The following is a 25988-nucleotide window of genomic DNA, read 5'->3' on the forward strand; positions in this document are numbered from 1 at the left end:
CGGGTTTTTTGTTGCCGGTAGAGCCACGCCATGCGTGGCTGGTCTGCCCGGTATGCTTACACCGTGTCAGCCACGCATGGCGTGGCTCTACGCCTCGGTCAGCAGTCCGCGATGACCCGCTTCAGGCCGTCCTGCCAACGTGGCAGGGTGACACCGAAATCCTGCTCCAGCTTCGCCACATCCAGGTGCGAATAGGCGGGGCGCTTGGCCGGCGTCGGGTACTCGGCAGTGGTGATCGCCACGACGGTCGGCGCGCGCGCCAGCACACCGGCGGCGACGGCCTCGGTGAAGATGGCCTCGGCAAAACCGTGCCAGCTGGTCTCACCGGTGGCCGTCAGATGCCAGGTACCCGACAGCGCGCCATCGTGCTGCAGTGCTTGTACGGTCACGTCGGCAATCAACGCCGCCGGCGTCGGCGTGCCCACCTGATCGGCGACCACGCGCAGCACATCACGATCAGCGCCCACCCGTAGCATCGTGCGCAGGAAATTGACGCCGTGCGATGCGTACACCCACGCCGTGCGGAAGATGAAATAACGACCTGCGGCAGCACGGACTGCGTTTTCACCGGCCAGCTTGCTTTCACCGTATACGCCGAGTGGGCGGGTAGGATCATCTTCGCAGTACGGGCGGGTGCCTTGACCGTCGAACACGTAATCGGTGGAGTAGTGGACCAGCGGCACGCCCGCCGCCGCGCACCACCTCGCCACGACACCGGGCGCCTCTGCGTTGGCGCGCCATGCGGCCTCTTGATCGTCTTCGGCGCGATCTACGGCTGTATAAGCCGCCGCATTGATGACCCAATCCGGACGAACGCGATCCAACACGTCGACCAGGTCATCCGGCCGGTCGAAATCGACGACTTCGCAGGGGGCGCCATCGGGGAGGCTACCACTGCGCGTGGTCGCTACTACATTCGCCTGAAGTCGCAAGGCGCGAATCAGCTCCCAACCCAGCTGGCCATTCCCACCGAACACTAGCACGGTGGTTGCACGATTCAAGGCGAGTAAACCGGCAGCCGATCTGCAGCGATGTCCTTGAGGAACGGAGCCGTTTGATCTTTTGCTGACAACGTCGGCGCGCTAGTTGGCCAGTCCACCGCGACGTCCGCATCATTCCAACGGATGCCAGCATCCGCGTCTTTTACGTACACGTCAGTGCACAGATAATTGAACAGCGCGCGTTCGGACAGCACTACAAACCCGTGTGCGAATCCTTCCGGTATCCAGAACTGTCTGCGATTCTCCGCACTGAGAATAGTGGCCGCCCAGTGACCGAAGGTCGGTGAGCCTCTGCGAATGTCGACGGCAACATCGTAGACTTCGCCTTCCAGTACGCTGACCAGCTTTCCCTGCGGGCGTGGCCACTGGTAGTGCAAGCCTCGCAATACGCCCTTGGCCGAGCTGGAAACATTGCTTTGCACGAACTGCGTTGGCAGGCCGCTGGCGGCGAAGCGCTCGGCGTTCCATGTTTCGAAGAAGAATCCGCGCGAATCACCAAAAACCGCCGGCTCTATCAACAGGCATCCAGGAAGATTGGTCGGGATCAGTTTCAAGGAACGATTCCGCGCTGCGCCAGCGTGTGCAGATACTGTCCGTACCCATTCTTGATAAGGGGAGCAGCCAACGCCTCCAGTTGCTCGGCGCTGATCCAACGCTGTCCAAACGCGATCTCTTCCGGGCAGCAGACCTGCAGGCCCTGACGCGTCTGGATGGTCTCGATGAAGTTTGACGCTTCTAGCAACGACTGGTGCGTGCCCGTGTCCAGCCAGGCATAGCCGCGCCCCAACGCTTCCAGGTGCAGGTTTCCCTCACGCAGGTACCGCTGATTGAGATCGGTGATCTCCAGCTCGCCGCGCGGCGAAGGCTTCAGCTCGGCAGCATAGTCGCTGGCATTGCCATCGTAGAAGTACAAGCCGGTGACAGCGTAGTTCGATCGCGGCTTGGCCGGTTTCTCGACGAGATCGATGACTTTGCCGTCCTTGTCAAACTCAGCCACGCCGTACCGTTCTGGATCGTTTACCCAATAGCCAAATACGGTTGCACCCGCATCGCGCTCATCGGCATTTCGCAACACTTCGCGTAGACCATGTCCGTGGAAGATGTTGTCGCCCAACACTAAGCAGCTTGGCTTGCCACCGACGAAGTCGCGCCCAATCAGGTAGGCTTGGGCTAGGCCATCCGGACTTTGCTGTACGGCGTACTCGATGTTCATGCCCCACTGCGAGCCATCGCCCAACAGTGCCTGGAACAGCGCTTGCTCGTGCGGAGTATTGATGATCAGCACATCGCGGATCCCGGCCAGCATCAGCACGCTGAGCGGGTAATAGATCATCGGCTTGTCGTACACCGGCAGCAACTGCTTGCTGACGCCCTTGGTGATGGGGTACAGCCGGGTGCCAGAACCACCGGCGAGGATGATGCCTTTACGCTGGGTCATATTGGGTCCTTGATTCAATCCGCAGTGCCAATGCGCTGCAGGCGATAACTGCCGTCCAGCACGCCGTTGACCCATTCCTGGTTGTCCAGGTACCAGTCCACGGTGAAGGCGATGCCCTGATCGAAGGTGTACTCAGGTTCCCAGCCCAGCTGGTCCTTGAGCTTGCTTGCATCGATCGCGTAGCGGCGGTCATGGCCCGGACGATCGGCGACATAGGTGATCTGGCTGCTGCGTGGCTGACCATCTTCGCGCGGGCGGCGTGCATCGAGCAGGGTGCAGATGGCGTGCACCACTTCGATGTTTTCCTTCTCGGAGTTGCCGCCCACGTTGTACGTCTCACCGACCTGGCCCTTGCCCAGCACGGTGCGGATCGCTTCGCAGTGGTCGGACACGAACAGCCAATCGCGCACCTGCTTGCCATCGCCATACACCGGCAGCGGCTCACCGGCCAGCGCCTTCGCGATCACCAGCGGAATAAGCTTTTCCGGGAAGTGGTACGGGCCGTAGTTGTTGGAGCAGTTGGTGGTCAGCACCGGCAGCCCGTAGGTATGGTGGAACGCACGCACCAAATGGTCCGAGGCGGCCTTGGACGCCGAGTACGGCGAGTTGGGCGCATACGGGGTGGTCTCGCTGAACTTGCCGGTCTCGCCCAAAGTGCCGTACACCTCGTCGGTGGAGACATGCAGGAAGCGGAAGGCCTGGCCGTTGTCTGCCGGCAGCGCCTTCCAATAGTCGCGCACCGCCTCGAGCAGACCCAAGGTGCCGACCACGTTGGTCTGGATGAAGGCGCCGGGGCCGTCGATGGAGCGGTCCACATGGCTCTCGGCGGCGAAATTCAGCACCGCATCGGGCTTGTGTTCGGCCAGCAGGCGTGCCACCAGATCGCGGTCGCCGATATCGCCATGCACGAACACGTGGTCGGGATTGCCCTCCAGCGGGGCCAGCGTCTTCAGATTGCCGGCGTAGGTCAGCGCGTCCAGGTTGATGACCCGCACGCCCTTGGCGACGGCTTCCAGCACGAAATTACCGCCAATGAATCCGGCACCGCCGGTGACAAGCCATGTGGGCACTACCTGTTCTCCTAACTATGTCGATGATGTAGCAAGCGCGTGCGACTTCAGCGTTGGCCGCCATGCACGGGATCGCAGAAAAGGGGACACAGAATACATCGGAGGCACGCCCGCAGGCCCAACCTGCATGAAACTCTCATCTCACCGATAGGAATGCGTTACATTTGCGTTAAATACTGACACGAAGGATGCAGTTCGCGTCAGCGCCTTTCCCACGGTGTTCCAACGCTGTTAAGCTCCGCCGCGTCTTTAAAAACCGCTACTTCGCCTCCCGGAATCCTGTACGTGAACCCAGCTCGACCACCCGATCATCCTCGACGCTGGAGCGCATGGGCATCCCTTGTTGCAGTTGCCACCGTGATCATCGCAGTGGCCGTGCCGCGTATTGCTGGCCTCTCGGGCTTTCCGCTGACTGACGAAGGCTATTACGCTTATTACGCCATGCGTATCGGGGAGTCATTGGCCAGCGGCCAAGGTTTGCCGGGGGACGGCTACCTGATGCTGTACCCGATGCTGACGTCTTGGGTGTTTTTCCTGCCAGAGAACCCGTTCGTCCTCCTGCGGACCGTGGATCTGCTGGTAGCCGTAGCAGCCGGGTTATTGCTATTTAGAATTCTCGCGAGGGAATCCGGCAGCCTCGCCGTAGCCGCTCTTTTGTCGGCCTCGTTTCTGCTCGCGATGAGTGCCGGACCCTTCATTCAGAACGGCTTCAAGAACAGCTTTTTCGCAGCCTATATTCCGCTTTTTCTGGCCATGTCGTTTTCCCAGGCCGAGACTGTTACGCGATCCAGATGGGCTGTGATAGGGGCGCTGGTCGCTGCATGTGTACTGCTGCGAGAGTCGTTTGCACCCTTTGCCCTGCTGGCCGCAGTTGCGGTCTGGATCCGGCACGGCATCCGCAACGTGATCGCGCTGTGCTTAGGCGCGGTGTTGGCGGCCGTCATCATTCTTTTAGTCGTGTTGAGCGCGCGTGGAGGACTGGCGGGCCTGATTGAGTCTTATCAGGACGCGGCCATCAGCTTTGCCGCACTCCAAGGCCAGAAGAATGCGTTGTTTCTGAGCGGAGCCACCACAGCCATACAGATGGCGAGGATTCCGCTTCTCGTGACGGCGGCTGCCGTGGTGGCATTGCTGCCGCAGGCCTGCGGAACGCACAGACACGCAGTCTCTGGCCGAGCGTGGTTTTGGCTGGCGGCGTCACTACTCCCTCTTATCGAGCCTGCTTCAAAGATCGGATTTGCTTACCATTTTTCCGCATGCCTTCCAGGCATGGCCGGCTTGTGCGCTTGGGCATGGAGATCATTGACGACCGAACGCTGGAAAACGTTAGCAACCGGGGCGCTGGCTGTTGCAGCAGCGTTTTCGCTTGTTCCAGCGTGGCAAATGGCCAGCCTTTTGCCCACTGGCTTGAAGGAGGCTCGGCGCACGGCTGAGATGGGGTGGAGTAAAGAACTGCATGGGGGCACCAATTACCTCATCGCAGCTGACTTGATCCGCGGCGCTGCGCCACAGGGCGGGACTCTCAGCGTGAGTGGTTTCATGTATCCGCTGTTTCCACTGACCGATCTTCGCCCCCCTTCGCCCGCGCTGAGCGACCTAAGTCTGGCCCTGATCAAGGGGCAAATGGACGGGGACCACTTATCTGCGACCCTTCGGGCCTGCTCGCCGGACGTCATTTTGACCTCCAATCGCACCGAGTTCCCCGGCGCAGATATCGTCGATGCTTCCGTACGTGCAACTGGCCTTTATGAAAAGGTTGGCGAAGTCGAGGTGGACCCCACCCGGGCGTATGGGACTTTCGGGGGGAACGTCTACCGGAAAGTGGGGGAAGGCGGCAGCGCGTGCGAAATTGAGTAGGCGTCACCATACGCATTCGCATGGTGACGCCGGGGCAGTTAGAATCGTGGTCCCACCCCCGAGCCGGCCGCCTTTCCGGAAGCCGGATGTTCTCCAGTTTTGCGAGCCGGCCAGCGGCCGGCCCTACCAAGGATCGTGTACCAGATGAAAATCCTCGTCGCGTACAAGCGCGTGGTGGACTACAACGTCCGCATTCAGGTCAAGCCGGACGGTTCCGGCGTGGTCACGGACGGCGTCAAGCTGTCACCCAATCCGTTTGATGAAATCGCGCTGGAAGAAGCGCTGCGCCTGCGTGACAAGGGCATCGCCACCGAGGTTGTGGTTGTCACCATCGCCCCCGCCGATGCCCAGGCGCATCTGCGCAACGGCCTGGCCATGGGCGCCAACCGCGCCATCCACGTGGTCACCGACCAAGCCATCCAGCCGCTCACGGCCGCGCGCACCCTGCTCAAGCTGGTCGAGAAAGAGCAGCCGGACCTGGTCATCCTGGGCAAGCAGGCCATCGACGACGATGCCAACCAGACCGGCCAGATGCTTGCCACGCTGTGGGGCCGCCCGCAGGCGACCTTCGCCAGCAAGCTGGAGATCGCGGACGGCAAGGCTACGGTCACCCGTGAAGTCGACGCCGGCCTGGAAACGCTGGAAGTCGATCTGCCGGCCGTGGTCACCACCGATTTGCGCCTGAACGAGCCGCGCTTCATCAAGCTGCCGGACATCATGAAGGCCAAGGCCAAGCCGCTGGAGACTCTGCAGCTGGCCGACCTCGGCGTTGAAGCCGCTGATACCTTCAAGACCACCCAGTACGCCGCGCCGGTCAAGCGCAGCAAGGGCGTGATGGTCAAGGACGCGGCCGAACTGGTCGCCGCACTCAAGCAGAAGGGGTTGCTGTAATGACCAAGATCCTCGTTGTCGCTGAACACCACGACGGTAAGCTCAACGCCGCCACCGCCAAGACCGTGAGTGCGGCCGCTGCGATCAGCGGCGCCAGCATCGACGTGTTGGTGCTTGCCGCCGATCCGGCTGCCGTGGCCGCTGAGGCTGCTCAGCTGGCCGGCGTGACCAAGGTGCTGACCGTGACCAATGCCGCCAACGCCCAGGCGCTGGCCCAGGTGCTGGCCCCGCAGATCGCGCAGCTGGCCACCGGCTACACCCACGTGTTCGGCCCCTCGACCACTTTCGGCAAGGACCTGATGCCGTGCGTGGCCGCCCTGCTGGGCGTCAACCAGGTCTCGGACCTGATGACCGTCGAAGGCAGCCACAGCTTCAAGCGCCCGATCTACGCGGGCAACGCGATCATCACCGTGGACGTGCCGGCCGACCAGATCGTGGTCGCCACCGTGCGTGCGGCCTCCTGGCCGGAAGCCGCCAAGGGCGGCAGCGCTGCCGTGGAAGCGGCCAGCGTCGATGCGGCCCTGCCGAGCCACACCCGCTTCGTCGGCCTGGCCGCCGGTGCGACCGACCGCCCGGACCTTCAGAGTGCCAAGCGCGTGGTCTCGGGTGGCCGTGGCGTGGGCTCGGAAGAGAACTTCAAGGTGATCTTCCAGCTGGCCGACAAGCTCGGTGCCGCCGTCGGCGCCTCGCGCGCCGCCGTGGATGCCGGCTACGTGCCGAGTGATCTGCAGGTCGGCCAGACCGGCAAGATCATCTCGCCGGAGCTGTACGTGGCCGTGGGTATCAGCGGTGCGATCCAGCATCTGACCGGCATCAAGGACGCCGGTACGATCGTGGCGATCAACAAGGATCCGGATTCGCCGATCTTCGAGATCGCCGATATCGGGTTGGTGGGTGACTTGTTCACCCTGCTCCCGGAGCTGGAAGCAGCTCTTTGATGATGCACGGTTGCCATTCGCACTCGGATGGCAACCGACCGCAAATTTTCCCTTGCCTGCATTGGGGCTAGCCACCAGGAGTGAGTACAATTCCTGTGTCTTTGGCGATTGACCGACTGCTACAGGTCCGTTCAGCGCCCGCCCCCTTCTGGATTCCCCAGACGATTCATCCCCATCCAACGCAGATTCCATCCCAATGCCGCCTGAAGCCATTCCAGTCAACTCCCTGTCACGTCATATTGAACCTTTGAAGGATGCACTCGCGGCGGCGGCGACCGAGGTGGTTGGAAGTGGCTATTTTGTCCTAGGCCCAAATGTACGATCGTTCGAATCTGCATTTGCCAATTACTGCGGCGTGGAACACTGCATCAGCGTTGCCAACGGTACCGATGCGCTCGAACTCTCCTTGCGCTCGCTCGGGATTTCAACGGGCGATCGCGTCGCGGTTGTCGCCAACGCCGCCATGTACGGCACCTCGGCCGCTCTGGCGTGCGGTGCTGAGCCAGTCTTCATTGACGTGTTGGCCGAGACGGCAACCATGGATCCCGCAAAACTGGAGGCTGCCTTCGGCCTTGGAGTCATCAAGGCAGTCATCGTCACCCATCTGTACGGGCAACTTGCAGCGATTAAATCAATTGCGGCACTTTGCCGCTCTCATGGCGCTGGTCTGATAGAAGATTGCGCGCAGGCACATGGCGCGCGTAACAGCGGGGGCCTGGCGGGTTCCTTTGGCGACATCGCAAGCTTCAGCTTCTATCCCACTAAGAATCTGGGTGCCCTGGGCGATGGCGGTGCCGTGGTTACTCGTCGAGAGGACCTTGCAGAGCGGGTGCGTATGCTGCGTCAGTACGGCTGGACCCAGAAGTACACCAACGGCTTGGCTGGCGGTCGCAACAGCCGGCTGGATGAAATCCAAGCAAGCATGCTGCTGCTGATGCTTCCGCATCTGGATCAGTGGAACGAACGCCGCCGAGAGGTCGCACTGCGCTACAGCTCTGGCATCAAGAATCCGAAGATTCGTGTCAACCAAAGCAGTGGCGCATCCTATGTTGCACACCTGTACGTCTTGCGGAGTGAGGCCCGGAGCGCGCTCCAGCAGCACCTTGCGAGCCTGGGCATCCAGACCGACATTCACTACCCGATTCCAGACCATCGTCAGCCCTGCCATGGGGGGCGCTACGCGGACCTAGAGCTACCTGTCACGGAGCTTGACTGCACTGAGGTGATTACGCTGCCCTGCTTCCCTGAGCTTACCGACGTGGAAGTAGATCGCGTGATTGAAGCATGCAACAGCTTCTAAATCCGACGCTGACTGTCGTTGTCCCGGTATACGGTAACGAAGAGTCCATTGCCAAGCTCATCGCTGCACTGGCATCCATAAAGGCGAGTGCCCAGGTACCGTTCGAGGCGGTTTTCGTCGTAGACGGCAGCCCGGATCAAAGCTATGCGCGGCTCCGTGAGCAACTGCCGAGCGTCGGATTTGATTCGCAGCTGATTGCCTTGTCCAGGAATTTCGGTGCGTTCTCGGCGATCCGAGTCGGGTTGGAGCACGCCAAGAGCTCTATCATCGCCGTCATGGCAGCCGATCTCCAGGAACCTCCGGAACTGGTGCTTGAGCTTTTCAAGACACTCGCGGCTGGTGACAAGGACATCGCGATGGGAGTCCGGGAGTCGCGAGATGATCCAGGCCTCTCTAAGCTGGCATCGGAAGCATTCTGGGCGCTGTATCGGCGCTTCGTCATGCCGGATATTCCGAAGGGAGGCGTGGATATTTTCGCCGTCACCCATTTGATGCGTGACCGCTTGCTTCAGTTGAAGGAAAGCAACACGAGCCTTCTGGCCCAACTGTTCTGGCTGGGAGGGCGACGCCAGTTCGTCCCTTACCGACGGCTTCGCCGTGAACACGGAAAGAGCGCGTGGACGTTCAAGAAGAAGCTGCGCTACTTGTCCGACAGCGTCTTCTCGTTTACCGACCTTCCGATTCGGCTGCTCATGGGTATTGGCGTGCTGTCACTTGGGGCAGGCGTTGGCCTTTCAATGCTCATTCTCGCTGCGAAGATTTCCGGTCTGGTTGCCGTGCCCGGCTACGCCGGGACGATGGTAGCCATTCTGTTCTTTGGTGCCTTGAACTCATTGGGGCTGGGCGTCGTGGGTGCTTATGCTTGGCGCACGTTCGAGAACACCAAGGCACGCCCTCTTTCCATTCTGCAATCTCTGGAAACCTTCACGGAGCGCGACTGATGAACTACTTCTGCCATCCCAATTCACTTTGTGAATCGGAGAGCATCGGCAAAGGCACCCGAATCTGGGCCTTTGCGCATGTGCTGCCCGGAGCCGTGATCGGTGAGGACTGCAATATCTGCGATGGCGTATTCGTTGAAGGCAACGTCGTTGTTGGCGACCGCGTCACCGTTAAGTGCGGGGTACAGCTGTGGGACGGTGTAAGACTGGCTAACGACGTATTCGTGGGCCCAAATGCGACGTTCACAAATGACCGGTTCCCCCGCTCCCGTCAGCACCCCGAGGCGTATCCGGAGACATTCGTGGAGGCTGGCGCTTCCATTGGAGCAAATGCCACGATCCTGCCCGGAATTCGGATCGGCAGCGGCGCTATGGTCGGCGCTGGCGCGGTCATCACCCGCTCGGTACCGCCGAACGCGATTGTCGTGGGCAATCCCGCGCGAATCGTCGGGTATGTGACCGATGGCCACTCCCAGGGTCGTGTCCCGAAGGCGTCTGCGGACGAAGCGGGGGTTAGTTCGGTTGCAGGCGTGAAGCTGCATAAGCTCCCTCGCTATCAGGACCTCCGAGGCGCACTTTCGGTCGGTGAGTTCTCGAAGGACCTGCCCTTCGAGCCGAAGCGGTACTTCCTTGTCTTCGATGTTCCCAGCCAGGAAACCCGCGGCGAACACGCGCATCGGATCTGCCATCAGTTCCTGATCTGCGTCAAAGGCAGCGTTCGGGTTCTCGCGGACGACGGCACGCGCCGTGATGAATTCATCTTGGATTCGCCAAGCGTAGGCCTACACCTTCCCCCGATGATCTGGGGCACGCAGTACCAGTACTCCCCTGGCGCCGTTCTGCTGGTCTTTGCCTCCGAAAATTACGACGGCGATGAGTACATTAGGCAGTACGACGAATTCATCAGCCTGGCCGCTGCTGCAGCGACCTAGCATTGCACGCGTCGCTTCCAACCATCGCCCGCTTCCTCGCGGGCGGTGCACTCAACACCGGCAGCACGTTCGTGCTTTACTGGTTGTTGCTACTGATCATGGACTACCGCATTGCCTATGCGATCAGCTTTGCCTCTGGAATCCTGCTTAGCTATCTGATCAACACCCGATTTGTCTTCCGCGCGCAGCACAGCCTGCGCAAGCTGCTGCTGTTTCCGCTGGTTTACCTGATTACTTACCTGGCGGGCGCGATCGTCCTGCACGCTGCGGTGTCTGGATTTGGCATCAACAAGACGATCGCACCACTCCTTTCAATCTGCGCCACCTTGCCGCTGTCGTATGTACTGACGAAACTTGTGCTTTCCGCCAAGCGCGCGAATCCTCGCGCTTGATGCATGGAAAACCAACGGCTCAACAATCTGACTGCCGCCCGCTTCATTGCTGCGCTTCTGGTCTACGTCCATCATTCGTCCGCCATTGAGTATGCTTCCATGCCGGGCGACTTCCTTCGGAACTTCGCATCCAATGGGCATGTAGGCGTCTCGTTCTTTTTCGTTCTAAGCGGCTTCGTGCTCGCCGCCTCGAATCTGGACCGGCTGTCTACAATGAGTCTCGGATCAACGCTCGCGTTCTATTGGAAGCGCGGTGCACGCATTCTCCCACTCTGGCTGCTCGCGTCAGCCCCGTTCATCATAAAAGCCGCTCAGGAAGGCGATCCTCGTCTTTGGGCGTATCTGACCTTCACCCAAGCCTGGAGCGGGAACGTCAATGTCTCGTTCGCACTTCTGGCCGTAGCGTGGACTCTATCGGTAGAACTCTTCTTCTATCTGACCTTTCCGTTTATTGCCGCTGCCGTTGGGCCGTTTCGCAGCAGATGGCTGGGGCCGGTGCTGATCATCTGCGGATTGCTCATTCCAACAATCGCGGCACTGTACTTCGAGTTCAAGCCGGAGTTGGCGGCACTTGGGTCCTCGAGCCCTGACAGCTCGCATCGGTGGCTGTACCGCTCGCCATTGATCCGGTTAGGCGAGTTCATCGCGGGAATCGGCAGCTTCGTGCTGGTAGCCCGCCACAACCTATGGAGAAGCCAAGGGATCTGGACGGGAGTGTTGCTGCTCACCACAGCAACAGTAGTTGTCACAATGGGAATTCAAGAGAAGGCACCGCTGATTCGGGTCATGCCGTATGCGGCGATGTTCGTGATCGCTGTAGTGGCGCTTGCGCGTCTTGAGCAACTCGGCGCCGGGATACGGTGGCGCATCCCGATCCTTTTGGGCGAAGCTTCGTTCGCCTTCTACCTGATTCACCAGTACTATTTCAAACTTGTGCTTCAGCCCCCCCTGATCGAAGCATTCGGCCTTCACGTCGCACAGGCGACCGTGCTACTTGCGGCAATCAGTGCGAGTATTGGCCTTCACCTGATTATCGAAGTACCGGCTAGGACGATACTGCTGCGTGTGCTACACGTCAGGTCCAGCATGCCCAAGGCGCGCGTTGTCGAGGAGCCTGGACGCTCGTAAGTGAACTCAGAGGCACACGAGTGCGCCGCCCGCCTGCATTGACACGAATCCGCCTTCGGGCCAAGCAGGAGCATTTGCGCATGCAGCAACGTCCTCCTCACTCGCCTGCCGGAAGTTCAGCTTACGGCCCGTGGAAAGGGTCATCCGGGCTGGTACCGCGCTGGATACGTAGAAGGCGGAGATGTTCATGTCCATCCAGGTGGTCGCAAGGGGAACGCCGTGTGTCCAGCGCATCTTCGTATTCGCCACTGCAATCGGTGTCTGCTCGGTGTATCCGTCAAGCCCCCTCAGTGACACCATGATTTGCTCCGCCAGGAACGAGTCAAAGGTATTCAATTGCCGTTGGTCGTTGTGGATACGATGACCGATGGCAATCGAAGAGATCAGCAGGAGGCCTGCCAGCAGGCAGACCGAGGCACGGGTAGCGCTGTTCCTTGCGTACATGCACATCCAGAAGCAGCCCGCGGCGAAGAGCGCCACAAGGCCGCCCAGCACCCGCGGCACAGGCCACCAAGTCGCACCCACCGCTACAACGCCCAAGCCAACCAACGGTGAGATCAGCACCACCAGCAACGCTATTGGCGTTTCCCTGCGCCAGCTGCGCAAGAGCAACCAGCACACAACTACCCAGCCACTGATGACCATGGCCCAGAACGCGGTTCGAACGGCAGACGCGGTTGGTATAAGAAGAGGATGGGAAAACACCCACTTTGCCAGCTCCCGAATCTCACCGATTCGGGCGCCCAGCTGATCGAGAGAGATCATCTGGCCACGCTGATCGACCGGCACTCCAAGCACAGAGATGAACAGCTTATTGACGATCAGGTAGAGAACGACAGCCAGCGCGGCGGTTACACCGGCTGCGGCCACCGGCAAATAGTTCCGCCAACGTGGGCGATCAACATCTGGCCCGTCGAGACACGCTCTTACAAGCCCAAGCAGCACCATGATGCCGACGTAGTTCAATACGAGCTGGTACATTGAAAGTGCGACGACCAGCAGCACGCAGCCTAACCACCATAAGTGCAGGGCGCGGGCAGTGATGAAGACTGCAGCGATGCCCATCGCAATCGCCAGCAGCGCAGAGAAGGACGCTTCGGAGAATGTCAGGATTTCCGCCTGAAAGGGATGCAGCACCAACAGCAGCGCAGGAAGACAAACAACAGACGCTTTTGTCTCACAGGGTTTGTCGAACGCAGCGAAGAAGAGTGGAGCAGTGAAGGCAAAGCAGATCAGCCCAACACCTTGGAAAAACGTGGCAAAGGTCTCTGGATCTACACCCATCCCCTGCATCGCCTGGAAGATCAAGAACTGCCCAAAGCGGCCCTGGCTTACGAAACGTTCCATCGGCGGCCAACCGTCCAGGTTGGAATAAGAGTCGATGGACAAGCCAGGGGCGATGAGGAACGGCAGACGCGCAAGAATGCACGCAACCGCTACAGCGGCGCAAAGTCCCCACAGTCCGCGCATCAGCTCAGACAGCGGAACGGACCCCATCGCGGACCGCATGGCAAGAACATATCGCATTCACTAGACCCCTGATCTCAAACCACGAATGTGCAGGCAGCTGGTCAGCTGCCCGCAAGCCTCGGGCGGGAGTATACAGACCTGGCTGGATTGTACCGATCAGTCTTCCAGAGCACGGCACGACAAGTTGCGCTGCCAACGCCATGCGTCTTCACAGATCTCCCTGAGCGAGCGGGTAGCTCGCCAATCGAGAAGCGCCTCGGCTCGGGATGGATCGGCCCAAGACTCAACGATATCTCCGGTACGGCGTTCAACGACTTCGTATGGAACAGGATGACCGACAACATCACTGAAGGCCTGGATCATTTCAAGTACCGAATAGGGCCGTCCCGTGCCCAGGTTAAGGGTCAGCGACTTTCCATCACCGCCCTCCAGCACCTGCAATGCCGCCACATGGGCGACTGCCAAATCAACCACGTGAATGAAATCCCTCACCCCCGTCCCGTCAGGGGTTGGGTAGTCCGCGCCAAACACCCGAACATGCGACCTGAGGCCCGCCGCAGTCTGCGTGATGTAGGGCGCAAGATTGTTGGGAAGCCCCCTAGGCAGTTCGCCGATCAGGCCGCTCGGATGGGCGCCCACCGGATTGAAATACCTGAGAATCACAGCGATGAGTTTACTGTCCGGGGCATCCACGCAATCACGAATGACCCATTCGGAAGCGAGTTTTGTGCGCCCATAAGGCGTCGGGGGCCGCAACGAAGCGGTCTCCGGAACAGGGCATTCTTCGGGCTCGCCATAGATAGTCGCTGTAGAGCTGAACACTAGCCTGCTGCAGCCAGCTGCGTCCATCGCTGACAGCAGCGATATAGTTCCTTCAACGTTGGCCCTGTAGTACTCCAGTGGCATAGAGATGCTTTCGCCAACAGATTTCAATGCTGCGAAATGGATCACGGCGTCCGGCCGGACCTCGATCAGACAATCCGTTAGCGCTGAGCTATCAAGAATATCCAGTTCGGAGAATGGCACGGGCTTGCCGACGAGTCCTGCGATACGGGCTATTACGCTGCGCTCACTGTTGCAGAAGCTATCAACCACGTGCACATCGTGTCCGCGCTCCAGCAACTCGACAACCGTATGTGAGCCGATGTACCCGGCGCCGCCAGTGACTACGACCTTCACGTGATGCCCCCATTTTTACTGGACGGTTCCACTGCGGCGAGCTCAGCACCCTGATGCCCGCCCCGGAGGTACGGGCCGGCCGCCTCCAATTTGGAAGAGAACTCCCCCCACTGTCTGGTCCGCCGCAACATGTCCAACTGCCTCGAGACGCGGAGCTCTCGTTCCTGCGGAGACAAGCGTAATATCTCAAGCTGCGAAACGAAGGCTGCGACGTCTTCGTAATCGGCGATGAGTGATTCGGGTTCGAGAAAGTCCACAATTCCGCCTACTGCGGGCGCACAGATTGGAAGCATGGCCGATGCAACGTCGAACAGGATCGTAGGAGTTCCCTCCCATGCGCTGGTATGCAGGTAGGCGAAGTGATTTCCACTGGCTACTGTTTCAAGACGCTGGAACTCGCCGTGAAGCACAACATTCGGCAGCGTCCTGAGCCGCTCAATCGCCGCGTTGCCCCCGGACATTACCTGTGCACCGAACACGTCGAAATCAACGTGCGGCATAGCTTCTGCAATCCCGACCAGTACATCAGGGCGCTTCTGGCGATCAAGACGACCTGCCCAGAGAACACGGCGTGCGCCATCCTCTGACCTGGCTTTTGCATTGATAGCCGGCACGTTTCCGTCGTACGGGAATGGGAGGACTGTAAAGCTTCTCTGCGGAATCCCAAGATCTTCGTTCCAGATCCTTGGATACTGCGAATTGTCACAGAAAATGGTATTGAATGCAGCGTGACAATCGCGCAAGTAGTCGCGCGCATACCCGACCGGCAACATTCTCTCGCTATAGTCATCACAGAACAGTGAGGCGAAAAGGGCCGAATGCTGCCGCAACGCTAACCCATACTGACGCACGACCTCCCAACCCACCCGCGAGTTGACGACATGGATGACACGCGGCCGCTGTTGAACAAGCAATCGCACCAGCACTCGCGCCTGATCATCCAGGGACAGATGCCCCACGATGTTTCCAAAGGAGACGTATACGGCCGACGCGGGCAAGCGCGATGCCCATGGAGAATCCCCAGGCTCAGTTCCAAGGAGGAGCAGCCGATTATCCTCCTTCGACTCCAGTATTGCCTGCGCGTGGTAAAGAATTCCGCGATCGGCACCGCCCTGCTTGAGCCAAGGAATCACCAGCACATGGGTGAAGCACGCATCATCCAAATGCGTGACCAGCTCTGCATAGGCCGCACCTGCGGCGGGCAGCGACGGCACAGAGTAGAACTGATAGCGGTCGAGGACGTCACCGGGAGGAACCAGATCCGGATCCAGGTGTCCTATCTCGAAGATCTCATCCTGCAGCCATTTCGGCATGGTGGGGGTGCTGGGGACATCCAACCGGGACACCTCCCGCGCTGCCTCGATAGAAGCAGGCAGACTGGGCATCATTGCATCAAGCGCGCGTTTGATCTGCTCCAGTACGCGATGGATGGTGCTCATGCTTCGGCCGCCGCAGATTGTGCTTCAAAAAAGACTGTCTTTGGAATCACTGTTTTCATCGCGTGGCTGGCCTGGTTCAAGGACCCCGAAACCTTTCGCCTGTAAAAGTAGGCACTGTGCGGCGCAATTCCGTGAACAACACCGCGCGCGATGGTCTCGCAGTTCCAATACCAATCCTCATATCCGAACCCCGTGGTGCTGGGGTAGCATGCTACGTAGGGAATCTCTTCAAACACCCGCCTGGTCGAGAAAGCCGCACTGATCCATGGGTTGACGGAGAGCATTGACTTGGGATCGTAGTAAGGGCCGGCCTGATCAGGCTGCCAATTGAATGCGTTGTACATTCCAAAGCTAAGCACGAGCTCTGGATGCAAGATGAATCGTCCCTCGCGCTGAACTGCTTCTTGAAGATGGCGGGCGAAATACTCCCGCGAAATTAGGTCGTCGCCATCGAGCGTGCAGACGTAGTCTCCGGTCGCATTGGCTACGCCAACGTTACGGGCAAGCGCCAGGTCGGCGACGTTGGTCACGACCATGCATTCGGATCCGTCAAGACAAAAATGGTTCTTTACATAGCTGCTCGTTGTTTCGTCAGCATTGTCCAGCACAAGAACGAGCTGTACCTGCCAGCCAGCCTCTCGCGCCACGGCGCGGGAAAGCGCGTACGAACGCAGCGCTGTATGTGCGAGCAACCCTTCCTTGTGAAAGGTGACGATTGCACTCAAATGCGGCTTTGCCATGGCGAGATCCAAAAAAGGGGTAATCAAGTCGTCCGCGGAGAGCGCGAGTACATTCGGCTTCGGGCAAGGGAGAAGCAGACACTAGGAGATCGAATAATACTTGGCAATGACCCTCCTGTAATAGTTCTCGTCAAAACCGATTCCGATGTCCTTTGCAGCCCGGACGCAATCGTCAGCATCAATTATAAATGGAGCTCCCTTGTCAAGCAGACCGTAGTTGCCGGCTTTGCCTACGGACTCCTCCATGGCGTGCACGATAGAAAGCATGGGGGTCGAGATCGGAGCCGCCAGCGAGACCACCCGCGGATACTGGCCATCACTACGAATGACATGGGTGGCCAGAGCGCGGACATCATCGACGTCAATCAGATTGCGCTCCGCATTCCTCCATACCTCGAAGTACTCCCCCAGAGAGATGCGTTCGCTCAGGAAGTTAGTCAGGGTCCCTGGGTTTCCGCCATGGCCTACCACTTGGGGCAAGCGCAGAACACGTCCGCGCGGATCCTCGATGACCAATCCCTCAATCCGTCGTTTGTGGATAAGGTAAGGACTCTCGGTTTCATTGGGGTTGCCTACAGCACAGCTGCCGAAGTAGACGACCCTGCGAACATCTGACGCCAGTACGGATCGCACAAGGACCTCTTCACGCTCGAACTGCGCCGGGTCTACTTCCCTCGAATTGGATACGCCAGCGGCGAGGATGCATACGTCCCGATCATCCCGCCAGACGGGGGCGAACGCGGTAGCGACCATTCCACGGCCAATGATCATGCCTCAGCATTCCTGGCATAGCCTTCGATCGAACCAATGGCGTTCTTGAAATCCACCCAACTGCGTCCAGTTGAAAGGGCGCGATACTGGTCGGCCCTGCGGGACCTCCGCAGTTGAGGCTCGGAAACCAAGGTACGCAGGCGCTGAACATGTGCGTCCACATCATCAGGGTCATCAACGAGCCAGTCTCTCTCTATCAGATCTACGACGCCCCCTACGGCAGGTGCAACGACTGGCAAGCCAGCAGCTGCGGCGTCCAGCAGAATGGTGGGCAAGCCTTCCCACGAAGACGTGAAGAGATAGGCCGCATGGTCTGATCGTACAATCTCCTCGAAACGAACGAAGGGGCCGTGCAACGTCACATTTTGCAGAGCACCCAACTGTTCCATCGCAGGATGTCGAGGTCCAAGCACAGAAACGCCGTGAACATCAAACATCACGTCAGGCATCGCTTGGGCAATCGCAAGCAATACATCAGGGCGCTTCTGCCGATCGAACCGTCCTGCCCATAGGATACGCGGGGGCGCTGGGAGGTCGAAGGAATCTACCTTTTCCACGACTTCACGATCGTATGGAAATTTCATCACGGTAAAAACGGCGCGTGGAACGCCGATCTCTCTTGACCACCGCACTGGATACACCGAGTTGTCGCAGAATACCTGGGCCAGATGCGGATAGCAGGAACGCAGGTACCGACGTGCGTAGCCAACAGGAACCATGTTCTGGTCGTGGTCGTCGCAGAACAGAGACGCATACAATCGGGAGCGCTGCCGCAATGCAAGACCGAACATCCTCATCGACTCCCAAGCGGTTCGCGAGTTGATGTTGTGCACGACCCCTGGCTTCAACTGCACCAGCAAACGGGTCATCAGCTGCACTTGCCCCTCCATGCCCATCGAGCCCACGATTTTTCCGAATTCAACAACCTTCACACCTTTGGGCACGCGATGAGCCCAGGCGGATTCTCCTCCTTCGGTCAGCAGCACGAGGATATCGCTGGCCGGCATGGACTCGGCCCACACATCGAGGTGATAGAGGGCACCACGATCCGCTCCACCACGCACCAGCCATGGCAGGATCATGACATGGGTGTACTGGCGCTCACCCACTTCGGAAACGAGCTGACGATAGATTTCGCCAGGCTTGGTTATGAAGGGAATGCCATAGTGCCGGTACTGGTCTGGGGCGCCGTTGTCGGACAGCAGCCCGGGCTCCACGCTTGCCAGTGCAATCATTTCCTCCTGCAACCACGCCGGGATCTCCGGCTGCCCATGCGACGTCACAGTGGCTACTCTTTCAAGCCTTCTCGAAAACCAGGCAAGGATACGTCCCAGTTCCGCGCGTGGATTACGGATCAGTTGACGAACGCTTATGCGGCGGACAAGGCCGAAGAAACGCCTGATCATCGCAGCCCTCCAAATCCAAAAAGGTCATTGGGGGGCATTACAACTCCTATGGAATTACTCACCGAATTTACGGAGCCGGATTCCTTGAGTCTGTAGAAGTAAGCCGTACCAGGCACGACTCTGTGTTCAAAGCCTGCAGCAGTAGTTGCACAGCTCCAGTGCCAGTCCTCGTAACCGAAGCCAGTCTGCACCGGGAAACATGCCACGTAGGGAACCTCCTTGAACACTTCGCGGCGCGCAAACACAGCACTGACCCAAGGATTCACGGAAATCAGCATATCCTTCGAGAATGGCATCGCGATTTGGTCAACCTGCCAGCTGAAGAGATTCTTGGCACCGAAGCTGATGACGATTTCAGCGTGAAGGATGACCCTTTCATCCGCGTTGCGGGCAAATTCCACGTGCCTCACGAAGTAATCGCGACTTACCAAATCGTCACCGTCCAACGTGCAAACGTAGGTGCCATGAGCCTGCCCAATCCCAGCGTTCCGTGCGAGTGCGGCATCTCCCAATGAAAGCTCCAGAATGGTCTCATCACCCTGCAGATCCGGATGAGCTCGGATCATGCGTGAGGTTTCGGCATCAGCATTGTCCAGCACCAGCACCATCTCGGTGGCGATACCCGCCCGGACTGCGAGCTCCCTGGCCTGCAGGTAGCTTCTCAGCGACGCATGGGCAAGTATTCCTTCGCGGTGGAAGGTTACGACCACACTCAATTCATAATTCATCGGACCAACTTCCTACTAAGCACCCAAGCAGCTGAATTCTGTGTCATCTGCGCAGAGAAACTAAAATTTGGCTGCGCAACGCGGCACGGACCGAAGGCGCTTCCGCACTCTAGATCAATGACAGCGGCCAACTTGGAGATCATCGCATCATTTCCTGCCAAGCAGCGCGGTAAGAGCACGCAGTACTGTGCGAACCAATGGCTTCAACGGCAGCCGATTGAGCGCATTTGCGAGCCGGAACATTTCCTCTGCGATAGACTCCGCCGGAAGTTGATTCCGCGATTTTCCTGACATAATGGCACCGGCGGCTGCGCTGAGCTGCTGTGCCGCACCGATCAACTGTTGATTGGTATTGCTCAAGTGTTGATGATCGACAAACAATCGGTCGTATTCCAAATGCATGGCATACAACTGTTGAGAAAGCGCTGCCTTCTCGCCGACCGCATGCCGATGCGCCAATCGGAATGCGGCGCTTACTCCGTCGCTCTCGATGGCCAGCTTGCGGGCGGTGGCGTCCAACGCCTGGATCACCTGATCACGACGGAAAAGCTCGGCATTGAGCTTGTGGTACTGCCCGTCCAACCAATCCTTCGCCTCCTGCAGGTTGTCCTGCCAGATTTGACGGCGTTGTTGCTCGTTGCGCGCTTCCAGCAACTGCAGACGCAATGAGCGGTTACTCCATTGCCAGGCCAACCCCGCCCGAAGCGGTGTTTCGGCGGTCAGCCGCAGCGCAGACGCCAGACAGCCCGCCTCATCCATGACCGCAGCAAACTCGGGCATGGCGAAGACTTCCGGTGCGTCGGAGTCGCCGATGACGGCCGACCAATCCGGCTGTGAAGCCAGGCGTCGGGCTTCATCCAAACCGCGCGCCCACACTTGCCGGGCCGCGGCAAGTTCGCCTCGGCCGAAATGTATCCACCCCAGGCGCACAGCGGCAGTGGTGGTTTTGGTACCCAGCAGCGGACTGAAGGCCAGGACGTCAAAGGCGAGAACCCTGGCATACAACTCGGCGGCCTGATGAAGATCACCGCCGGCCTGATGCAGGGACGCGGCGGCAAACGCCAGCGACACCTGCCACCGAAGTACGGTTGGATTGGCAGCGGGCGCGTCGATATAAAGTCGCGCGGCAGCAAGCAGCTCGGCACGGCCAGTGCCTTCCAGCGCCACCGGGTCATAAAGCAGCACGCACACGGCGGCACCGTAGTCTGCCGAATCTACCGGAGCTTCATGCATCACCTTGCGCGCTATCGGCCGCCGCAGCGCTGCCGATTCCAACCGAAGGCCCACCGCCACGATCAGGCGCACCACGCTGGCATCGAGATAGTCGCGATGGAAGGCGATGAGGTTCGGCGCCTTCAGCGATGGGTCCTGCGCGATGCCTGGGCCGCCTACCTTTACCGCCATCAGCACAAGCGCGTCGGCTGTAGCGACGCTGTCGGAATCGATCTTGAGCTGGCCGACGGCGTCGCGCGATACCTCGATGAACTGATCCGGGCCCGCGGGACGCGTCAGGCTCTGCCACCATGCGCGGTCAATCACCAGCCCCGATTGCTCCAGCAGCGCCAGTAGATCCCGCTGCAGCGGATTGCGGCCGGAGTCGAGCGGCACGGCAATTACCAAGCGGCCGCTTCTGACCAGAGCCGCATGCGCAGCTTGCACCTCCTGTATCCAGTCGCTGCCGTCATGAGAGAGCCGGGTTACCACGACGTCGATCGGTCTGGGGGCCGGCTGCCACTGGGTGCTGCCGAGCCACTCGACACCCGGCTCGCCCGCTGGGCGGAGCTGGTCGTCGACCACCCCTAGCCAACTACAACGCGACTGTTGCAGAACAATCCGCCACAGATCTCCCTCTGCGGCATCCATAGCCAGCACGGCATCACCGGGGCGTACCAGTGCGGCCGCCAAGCCATGGTAACTGGCGCGCAGCAGCGAGGCAGGGTCGGTCACACTGACACCGGACCGTGCGAAGACCCGAACGGTTACGTCGTCCGACGCGCCCGACAAGGCGAATGGCGCCGGGTGCTGCTGCCAGCCCAGGCTGGCCGCCTGTGCGACCCACGTCTCGGCGTCCTGCACGGCGCCTGCCGGACCGACAATGACCACGGCGGCAGCACCCGGCGCCAGGAACCTGCTGCATTCCTCGCCGCTGGCGGCCCACGCAATGACCATGTCGACCGCTGCATCACCGGGCGTGACCGCTTCATACCGGGACACCTCACACCCGGCCGCCAACAGCGTTGTACTCAAGTGCGCCAGCGCTTCGCCAACAAGCTGCACGCTGCTCGGACCCGTCGCGCGCAGACAATACTCGGCCAGATCAGCCGCGAGCAAGGGCGTCAGCAGCGGAGCCGAAGTGGTGGGCGGGGAAGAATCACTCATCGCTGATGTCACGCAGCGCTGTCGGAGGGCGGTGTGGGTGGCGGGCTGAGGCGCTGCACCTCGGCGGTCAACGCATGGTACTGACCGTCGAGCCACAGGCGAGCCGCTTCCAGCTCAGTGGTATAGCGTTCCAGTTCGACAATACGCTGCATGTGCTCGTGGAACTTGCCGTCCAGCCACGCCTTGGCATCGATCAGCTGTCGCACGTCACGCGCGCCGATATTGATCTGCTCGGCACCTTCGACGGGACCGGACACCACGGCGCGGTCATCGATATCGGCCAGCAATGCCGGCTGCACGCCCAGAACCGTAGCCAAGACGGGTGCATGCGCCCGCAACTGCAGTTGCAGCGCACCAGGACGCGTATCGTTGTCGGTGGCCAGCTGGCGAGCCGCAAGATGCAGCAGGCCAGCAGCATCGGTCTCGGTGGACAGCGTGGACAGGGCTTCGCGCGCGCTGGTCTGCACATGCTGCCAGTGGTTACCCGTGACGTCGGCGGCGCCCTCGCCGGCCGCGATGATGGCGGCTAATGCATGCGCACGTGCACGCAGCAACGGGTCGGTGGCGTTGAAGTGCGCTTCCAGATTTACCTGAACGTCGTTGCGGCGGCCCTCGGACAGGAGTGCGCGGACGCGCGCCAGCGGATCTTCTTCGGCCTGCTGCGGCGCACCGGCTTTGCGCGCCAGCACCAGCAGCCATTCACCGTCGCAGGCAGGACCCGCGACCGGGTCGATCTCCAGCATCGAGCGCGCCGACAAGTGGCGCTTCTGGCCGCCACCAGCATCCTGCAGCCACGCCTTCTCGATCACAAAGCCATGGCGCTGGAACTGCGTCACGAGACGCGCCCAATCGTACACATGAAAATGGAACGGGTTGGGATCTTCGCCGGTTTCGTCGGACCAGTCGTTGGGCACGCTGGCATACACGCGGCCTCGCGGAGAAAGTACGCGATGCAGCTCGGCCAGCAGCAGATCCGGCTGAGGCAGGTGCTCCAGTGTCTCCACCGATACGGCAAAGTCGGCCGAACCATCAGCCATGTCGGACAGATTCTGCGCATCGCCGACGACGAAGTTCATCGCGGTCGGCGAGGCCGGAGCAAAATTGAGGTTGGCGTAGTCCACCGCATATTCACTTGCATCCAGCCCCGTGAAAGAAACGGCGAGACTGTTGTGAGCCAGCTGGTAAGACCCGTAGCCAAGACCACAGGCGACATCGATGACCCGATCACCCGCCTGGATGAATTGGGCGGCTTGGGCATACCGCGTCATGTGCGCGTCGGAACGACGGCCCGGCTCGCGGGTCATGTCGGTATGCAGGTCGCGCTCTTCCTCCAGCGCTTTGAGTGGATACACCGCAAGGGCCTGCTCGGGAACGCGCTCGAAGGCGATCATCAGCAAGCCGGTCACCCGATCCAGCTCACCGTACGGGGCGACCCGCTCATTGAGCGGATGCTTGCGCCACTCGGCTTTGATGACAGCGGCCTCCCAAGTGGCACGGTTGCCGGTGGCCGCCGCCTCGCCCGCAACGACGATGCACACCGGCCCCGCAACGCCGGCCAGCAGCGGTTGCAGCTGCTCGCTCGCCTGCGCGGCATCGGCCCGCTCCAGGACGACGATGGCGGCCACAGTCGTGCGACCCGCGACGTCACCTTGAACGGCCACCCCAGCTTGGCGCAGCGCACGCAACAGCGGCGGCGCGGGGTCCCCGAGCACGGCCACCGGCCCGGCGGGCAGCCAGGCCAGAAGGCGTGCCACCGCCACGCGTACGGCAGCGGGAGAAAGTGCGGAATGGGCAGCGGTCGGGTTCATATCCATTGCAGGGCTTTCCTGATTTATTCGGCGTCAACAATCGCGGCGTGCATGCGCAGGTCGCAGACGCCACCAAAGGTGTATTCCTTCTGCCGCATGCCTACCTGGAAGAAGGCCGCTTCATCACGCCAGTGCAGCATCCGTTGCGCACCGCCAAAACGCTCCACCTCTTCAGAGACCGAGGCCTGCACTTCATAGAAGTTCACGCCCAGGTCGCAGTCGAACGAGAAGCGTATCGCGAAGGGGGTGCCGGCCGCGAAAGTAGTCCCCCAGACACTGGGGGTCGCCTGGCCCAGTTCGGCCCAGCGGGTCACGTCCTGGTTCAAGGTGCCCCACGAATAGAGCTTGACGCCTTCTTTGTTGCGTAGACGGAGATTGACGTTGAGCTTGTCCATGTCACGCACTGTACGCGCGACGACTTCGATGACGACACGCTCACCCGGTAGGAAATACGCGCATTCCTCGCCTCGCTCATCGAAAATCCGGACACGCTCGACGACGCAATCGTAGTCGCCGAACGACAGCTTGTCGCTGCGTGCCCCCAGCACCGGTGATGCATCATGGGCGGGGCCTTCGGTCGGCTGCTGCGCTTCCACTACCTTCTGCGCATGCTGCAGGTGCTGCGCGCTGAGCGAAGCGTAGTAGTCGCGCTCGTCATCATGCAGCTGCTTGCGATACTCCAGGACCACTTCCGAGGAAGGGCCGGCCGCGCGCACGGCACCATCGCGAAGCAGGATGGCGTGGTCGGTCAAGGTCCGGATGGACTCCTGATCATGCGACACCAGCAGCAGCGTGCACCCGTTGGCCCTGAGCGCCTCCATCTGCTGGAAGCAGCGCTTCTGGAACAACGCATCGCCCACCGCCAAGGCTTCATCGACGATCAGGATGTCCGGCTCCACCTGGGTCTGCACCGCGAATGCCAGGCGCAGCATCATTCCGCTGGAGTACGTGCGTACTGGCTGCTCGATGAAGTCCCCGATGTCGGCGAAGGCAGCGATCGCGTCGAAACGCTGCATGACCTCACGCTCGGTCAACCCGAGGATCATGCCGTTGAGGATGACGTTCTCGCGGCCAGTGAAATCCGGATTGAATCCGCTGCCCAGTTCCAGCAGGGCGGCGATGCGCCCATTGACCTGCGCCTTGCCGTTTGTCGGGGCCAAGGTGCCGGCAATGATCTGCAGCAGCGTGGATTTGCCCGAGCCATTACGCCCGATGATGCCGACGGCGTCGCCGCGTTTCACTTTCAGGCTTACATCCCGCAGCGCCCAGAATTCGCGCCCGCGCTGCCGGGACGACCAGTTGCTACTGCCAGGCACGAAGCGCCCAAGGCGCGGCAGCAGCATCTGCAAAAGGCGGTCGGAGGGCTTGTCGAAAATGTTGAAAACTTTGCTGACATTTTCGATATCAATGACCAGATCTTCAGACGACATCAGCGAAAGCCCTCCGGGTACGCTGGAACCACCAATAACCAAAGAAGAAGATGGCCAACGACCAAGCAACCGCCCAGCTGTACAGGCCCCAATCCGGCAGCGTGCCGGCAACGATCAGCGCGCGGGTCTGTTCCACATACACGGCCAACGGACTCAACCGCATCCACTTACCGATCGCATCGGGAAAGATGATCGACGGATACAGAACCGGAGTGAGGTATTGCAGGATGCGCGCCAGCAGGCCGGCCAGCTGATCCACATCACGGAAGAACACCCCCAGGGAAGCGAACAGATACGTGACGCCCATGGTCAGCGCGAGCATGGGGATGATCAGGATTGGCAACAGGATGATCTGCCAGTGCAATCCGAAGCTGCTGAAGATCAGGAACGCGACCAGTGCAATCGTTGCAACACCGGCATTGTAAAGCGACGAAAGCACCACGACCGGAGGCAGCACCTCCAGCGGGAAAACCACCTTTTTCACCAGGTTCGGATTGCTCAGGATCGCCGTCGGCGCACGGGTGATCGACTCGGCGAAAAAGTTGTAGACGATCAAACCGATGAACAATAGAACGGCGTAGTCGACCTTGGTATGGACTTCGATGCCCTTCCACTTGGCGCTGAAGATCGTGCTGAAGATGACGGTATAGATCGCCAGCATGATCAGCGGGACGAGCACGCCCCACAGCGCGCCGAGTAGCGAATCCTTGTACTTCTTCTTGATGTCACGGCCGGTCAGGCTCAGCATCA

23 protein-coding genes are annotated in these 25988 nt (G+C 60.3%); 8 read left to right on the forward strand and 15 right to left on the reverse strand.

Annotation, left to right across the window (positions count from 1 at the left end):
• Window positions 1–98 precede the first annotated feature (98 nt).
• From rfbD to rfbB, 4 genes are read right to left on the reverse strand one after another with little or no spacing between them, the layout of a single operon-like run.
• Entirely contained in the window at window positions 99–1001 is a 903-nt protein-coding gene (rfbD, locus tag K4043_RS14205; protein WP_265309687.1) for a dTDP-4-dehydrorhamnose reductase, read from the reverse strand.
• Complete coding sequence (rfbC, locus tag K4043_RS14210) at window positions 998–1555, reverse strand: dTDP-4-dehydrorhamnose 3,5-epimerase (RefSeq protein WP_265309688.1); 558 nt, start codon at window positions 1553–1555, stop codon at window positions 998–1000. Before rfbC ends, rfbD begins: the two co-directional genes overlap by 4 nt.
• The gene (gene rfbA, locus K4043_RS14215) at window positions 1552–2439 is read right to left on the reverse strand and encodes a glucose-1-phosphate thymidylyltransferase RfbA (RefSeq protein ID WP_265309689.1); all 888 of its coding nucleotides are present in this window, start codon (window positions 2437–2439) and stop codon (window positions 1552–1554) included. The genes rfbC and rfbA overlap by 4 nt, the downstream gene beginning before the upstream one ends.
• 14 nt (window positions 2440–2453) lie before the next feature.
• Window positions 2454–3509, reverse strand: a complete 1056-nt coding sequence (gene rfbB / locus K4043_RS14220; protein WP_265309690.1) for a dTDP-glucose 4,6-dehydratase — start codon at window positions 3507–3509, stop codon at window positions 2454–2456.
• Between the two features lie 357 nt (window positions 3510–3866).
• Here rfbB and K4043_RS14225 point away from each other — a divergent pair, with 357 nt between their 5' ends.
• From K4043_RS14225 to K4043_RS14260, 8 genes are all read left to right on the forward strand, one after another.
• Window positions 3867–5366 carry a hypothetical protein gene (locus K4043_RS14225; RefSeq protein WP_265309691.1) on the forward strand — a complete coding sequence of 500 codons (1500 nt, stop codon included), beginning with the start codon at window positions 3867–3869 and terminating at the stop codon, window positions 5364–5366.
• Between the two features lie 144 nt (window positions 5367–5510).
• Entirely contained in the window at window positions 5511–6257 is a 747-nt protein-coding gene (locus K4043_RS14230) for an electron transfer flavoprotein subunit beta/FixA family protein (protein WP_265309692.1), read from the forward strand.
• Window positions 6257–7195, forward strand: a complete 939-nt coding sequence (locus K4043_RS14235) for an electron transfer flavoprotein subunit alpha/FixB family protein (RefSeq protein ID WP_265309693.1) — start codon at window positions 6257–6259, stop codon at window positions 7193–7195. Before K4043_RS14230 ends, K4043_RS14235 begins: the two co-directional genes overlap by 1 nt.
• 196 nt (window positions 7196–7391) lie before the next feature.
• On the forward strand, window positions 7392–8495 hold the full coding sequence (locus tag K4043_RS14240; protein ID WP_265309694.1) for a DegT/DnrJ/EryC1/StrS family aminotransferase: 1104 nt from the start codon (window positions 7392–7394) through the stop codon (window positions 8493–8495).
• A complete protein-coding gene (locus K4043_RS14245; protein ID WP_265309695.1) occupies window positions 8480–9436 on the forward strand; it encodes a glycosyltransferase family 2 protein in 957 nt (318 codons plus the stop codon). The genes K4043_RS14240 and K4043_RS14245 overlap by 16 nt, the downstream gene beginning before the upstream one ends.
• Window positions 9436–10368: a WxcM-like domain-containing protein gene (locus K4043_RS14250; RefSeq protein ID WP_265309696.1), complete on the forward strand. Its 933-nt coding sequence runs from the start codon at window positions 9436–9438 to the stop codon at window positions 10366–10368. The genes K4043_RS14245 and K4043_RS14250 overlap by 1 nt, the downstream gene beginning before the upstream one ends.
• Window positions 10369–10370: 2 nt before the next feature.
• Window positions 10371–10760, forward strand: coding sequence for a GtrA family protein (locus tag K4043_RS14255; RefSeq protein WP_265309697.1), 390 nt, complete (start codon window positions 10371–10373; stop codon window positions 10758–10760).
• A gap of 3 nt (window positions 10761–10763) precedes the next feature.
• Window positions 10764–11888, forward strand: coding sequence for an acyltransferase (locus K4043_RS14260; RefSeq protein ID WP_265309698.1), 1125 nt, complete (start codon window positions 10764–10766; stop codon window positions 11886–11888).
• 6 nt (window positions 11889–11894) lie between these two features.
• On the opposite strand, the gene K4043_RS14265 is transcribed toward K4043_RS14260, so the two are convergent.
• The 11 genes from K4043_RS14265 to K4043_RS14315 all read right to left on the reverse strand — a co-directional run bounded on the left by K4043_RS14265 (window position 11895) and on the right by K4043_RS14315 (window position 25986).
• The gene (locus K4043_RS14265; RefSeq protein WP_265309699.1) at window positions 11895–13415 is read right to left on the reverse strand and encodes a glucosyltransferase domain-containing protein; all 1521 of its coding nucleotides are present in this window, start codon (window positions 13413–13415) and stop codon (window positions 11895–11897) included.
• Window positions 13416–13514: 99 nt separating this feature from the next.
• Complete coding sequence (galE, locus tag K4043_RS14270; protein WP_265309700.1) at window positions 13515–14537, reverse strand: UDP-glucose 4-epimerase GalE; 1023 nt, start codon at window positions 14535–14537, stop codon at window positions 13515–13517.
• Window positions 14534–15976, reverse strand: coding sequence for a glycosyltransferase (locus K4043_RS14275; RefSeq protein WP_265309701.1), 1443 nt, complete (start codon window positions 15974–15976; stop codon window positions 14534–14536). The genes galE and K4043_RS14275 overlap by 4 nt, the downstream gene beginning before the upstream one ends.
• On the reverse strand, window positions 15973–16716 hold the full coding sequence (locus K4043_RS14280) for a glycosyltransferase family A protein (protein WP_265309702.1): 744 nt from the start codon (window positions 16714–16716) through the stop codon (window positions 15973–15975). The genes K4043_RS14275 and K4043_RS14280 overlap by 4 nt, the downstream gene beginning before the upstream one ends.
• Before the next feature lie 81 nt (window positions 16717–16797).
• Window positions 16798–17487 carry an NAD-dependent epimerase/dehydratase family protein gene (locus tag K4043_RS14285; protein ID WP_265309703.1) on the reverse strand — a complete coding sequence of 230 codons (690 nt, stop codon included), beginning with the start codon at window positions 17485–17487 and terminating at the stop codon, window positions 16798–16800.
• Window positions 17484–18893: a glycosyltransferase gene (locus K4043_RS14290; RefSeq protein ID WP_265309704.1), complete on the reverse strand. Its 1410-nt coding sequence runs from the start codon at window positions 18891–18893 to the stop codon at window positions 17484–17486. The genes K4043_RS14285 and K4043_RS14290 overlap by 4 nt, the downstream gene beginning before the upstream one ends.
• Window positions 18890–19621 carry a glycosyltransferase gene (locus K4043_RS14295; protein ID WP_265309705.1) on the reverse strand — a complete coding sequence of 244 codons (732 nt, stop codon included), beginning with the start codon at window positions 19619–19621 and terminating at the stop codon, window positions 18890–18892. The genes K4043_RS14290 and K4043_RS14295 overlap by 4 nt, the downstream gene beginning before the upstream one ends.
• Window positions 19622–19768: 147 nt before the next feature.
• Window positions 19769–22000, reverse strand: coding sequence for a hypothetical protein (locus K4043_RS14300; protein ID WP_265309706.1), 2232 nt, complete (start codon window positions 21998–22000; stop codon window positions 19769–19771).
• An 8-nt stretch (window positions 22001–22008) separates the two neighbouring features.
• Entirely contained in the window at window positions 22009–23814 is a 1806-nt protein-coding gene (locus K4043_RS14305; protein WP_265309707.1) for a class I SAM-dependent methyltransferase, read from the reverse strand.
• A 17-nt stretch (window positions 23815–23831) separates the two neighbouring features.
• Window positions 23832–25307 (reverse strand): ABC transporter ATP-binding protein, encoded by a 1476-nt coding sequence (locus tag K4043_RS14310; protein WP_265309708.1) that lies wholly within the window; start codon window positions 25305–25307, stop codon window positions 23832–23834.
• Window positions 25228–25986, reverse strand: a complete 759-nt coding sequence (locus tag K4043_RS14315) for an ABC transporter permease (protein WP_265309709.1) — start codon at window positions 25984–25986, stop codon at window positions 25228–25230. The genes K4043_RS14310 and K4043_RS14315 overlap by 80 nt, the downstream gene beginning before the upstream one ends.
• Between the last annotated feature and the right edge of the window lie 2 nt (window positions 25987–25988).

The organism is Stenotrophomonas sp. SRS1 (genome assembly GCF_026130205.1).
In the GTDB taxonomy this organism is placed as follows: Bacteria; Pseudomonadota; Gammaproteobacteria; order Xanthomonadales; family Xanthomonadaceae; genus Stenotrophomonas; species Stenotrophomonas rhizophila_B.

Excerpts from the sequence above, each read along its gene's own strand:
- K4043_RS14290 (WP_265309704.1), bottom strand. The coding sequence starts at position 18,893 with ATGATCAGGCGTTTCTTCGGCCTTGTCCGCCGCATAAGCGTTCGTCAA.
- K4043_RS14265 (WP_265309699.1), bottom strand. The coding sequence starts at position 13,415 with ATGCGATATGTTCTTGCCATGCGGTCCGCGATGGGGTCCGTTCCGCTG.
- K4043_RS14285 (WP_265309703.1), bottom strand. The coding sequence starts at position 17,487 with ATGATCATTGGCCGTGGAATGGTCGCTACCGCGTTCGCCCCCGTCTGG.
- K4043_RS14240 (WP_265309694.1), top strand. The coding sequence starts at position 7,392 with ATGCCGCCTGAAGCCATTCCAGTCAACTCCCTGTCACGTCATATTGAA.
- K4043_RS14315 (WP_265309709.1), bottom strand. The coding sequence starts at position 25,986 with ATGCTGAGCCTGACCGGCCGTGACATCAAGAAGAAGTACAAGGATTCG.
- K4043_RS14230 (WP_265309692.1), top strand. The coding sequence starts at position 5,511 with ATGAAAATCCTCGTCGCGTACAAGCGCGTGGTGGACTACAACGTCCGC.
- K4043_RS14235 (WP_265309693.1), top strand. The coding sequence starts at position 6,257 with ATGACCAAGATCCTCGTTGTCGCTGAACACCACGACGGTAAGCTCAAC.
- K4043_RS14250 (WP_265309696.1), top strand. The coding sequence starts at position 9,436 with ATGAACTACTTCTGCCATCCCAATTCACTTTGTGAATCGGAGAGCATC.
- K4043_RS14295 (WP_265309705.1), bottom strand. The coding sequence starts at position 19,621 with ATGAATTATGAATTGAGTGTGGTCGTAACCTTCCACCGCGAAGGAATA.
- K4043_RS14275 (WP_265309701.1), bottom strand. The coding sequence starts at position 15,976 with ATGAGCACCATCCATCGCGTACTGGAGCAGATCAAACGCGCGCTTGAT.
- K4043_RS14245 (WP_265309695.1), top strand. The coding sequence starts at position 8,480 with ATGCAACAGCTTCTAAATCCGACGCTGACTGTCGTTGTCCCGGTATAC.
- K4043_RS14260 (WP_265309698.1), top strand. The coding sequence starts at position 10,764 with ATGGAAAACCAACGGCTCAACAATCTGACTGCCGCCCGCTTCATTGCT.
- K4043_RS14300 (WP_265309706.1), bottom strand. The coding sequence starts at position 22,000 with ATGAGTGATTCTTCCCCGCCCACCACTTCGGCTCCGCTGCTGACGCCC.
- rfbA (WP_265309689.1), bottom strand. The coding sequence starts at position 2,439 with ATGACCCAGCGTAAAGGCATCATCCTCGCCGGTGGTTCTGGCACCCGG.
- K4043_RS14305 (WP_265309707.1), bottom strand. The coding sequence starts at position 23,814 with ATGGATATGAACCCGACCGCTGCCCATTCCGCACTTTCTCCCGCTGCC.
- K4043_RS14280 (WP_265309702.1), bottom strand. The coding sequence starts at position 16,716 with ATGGCAAAGCCGCATTTGAGTGCAATCGTCACCTTTCACAAGGAAGGG.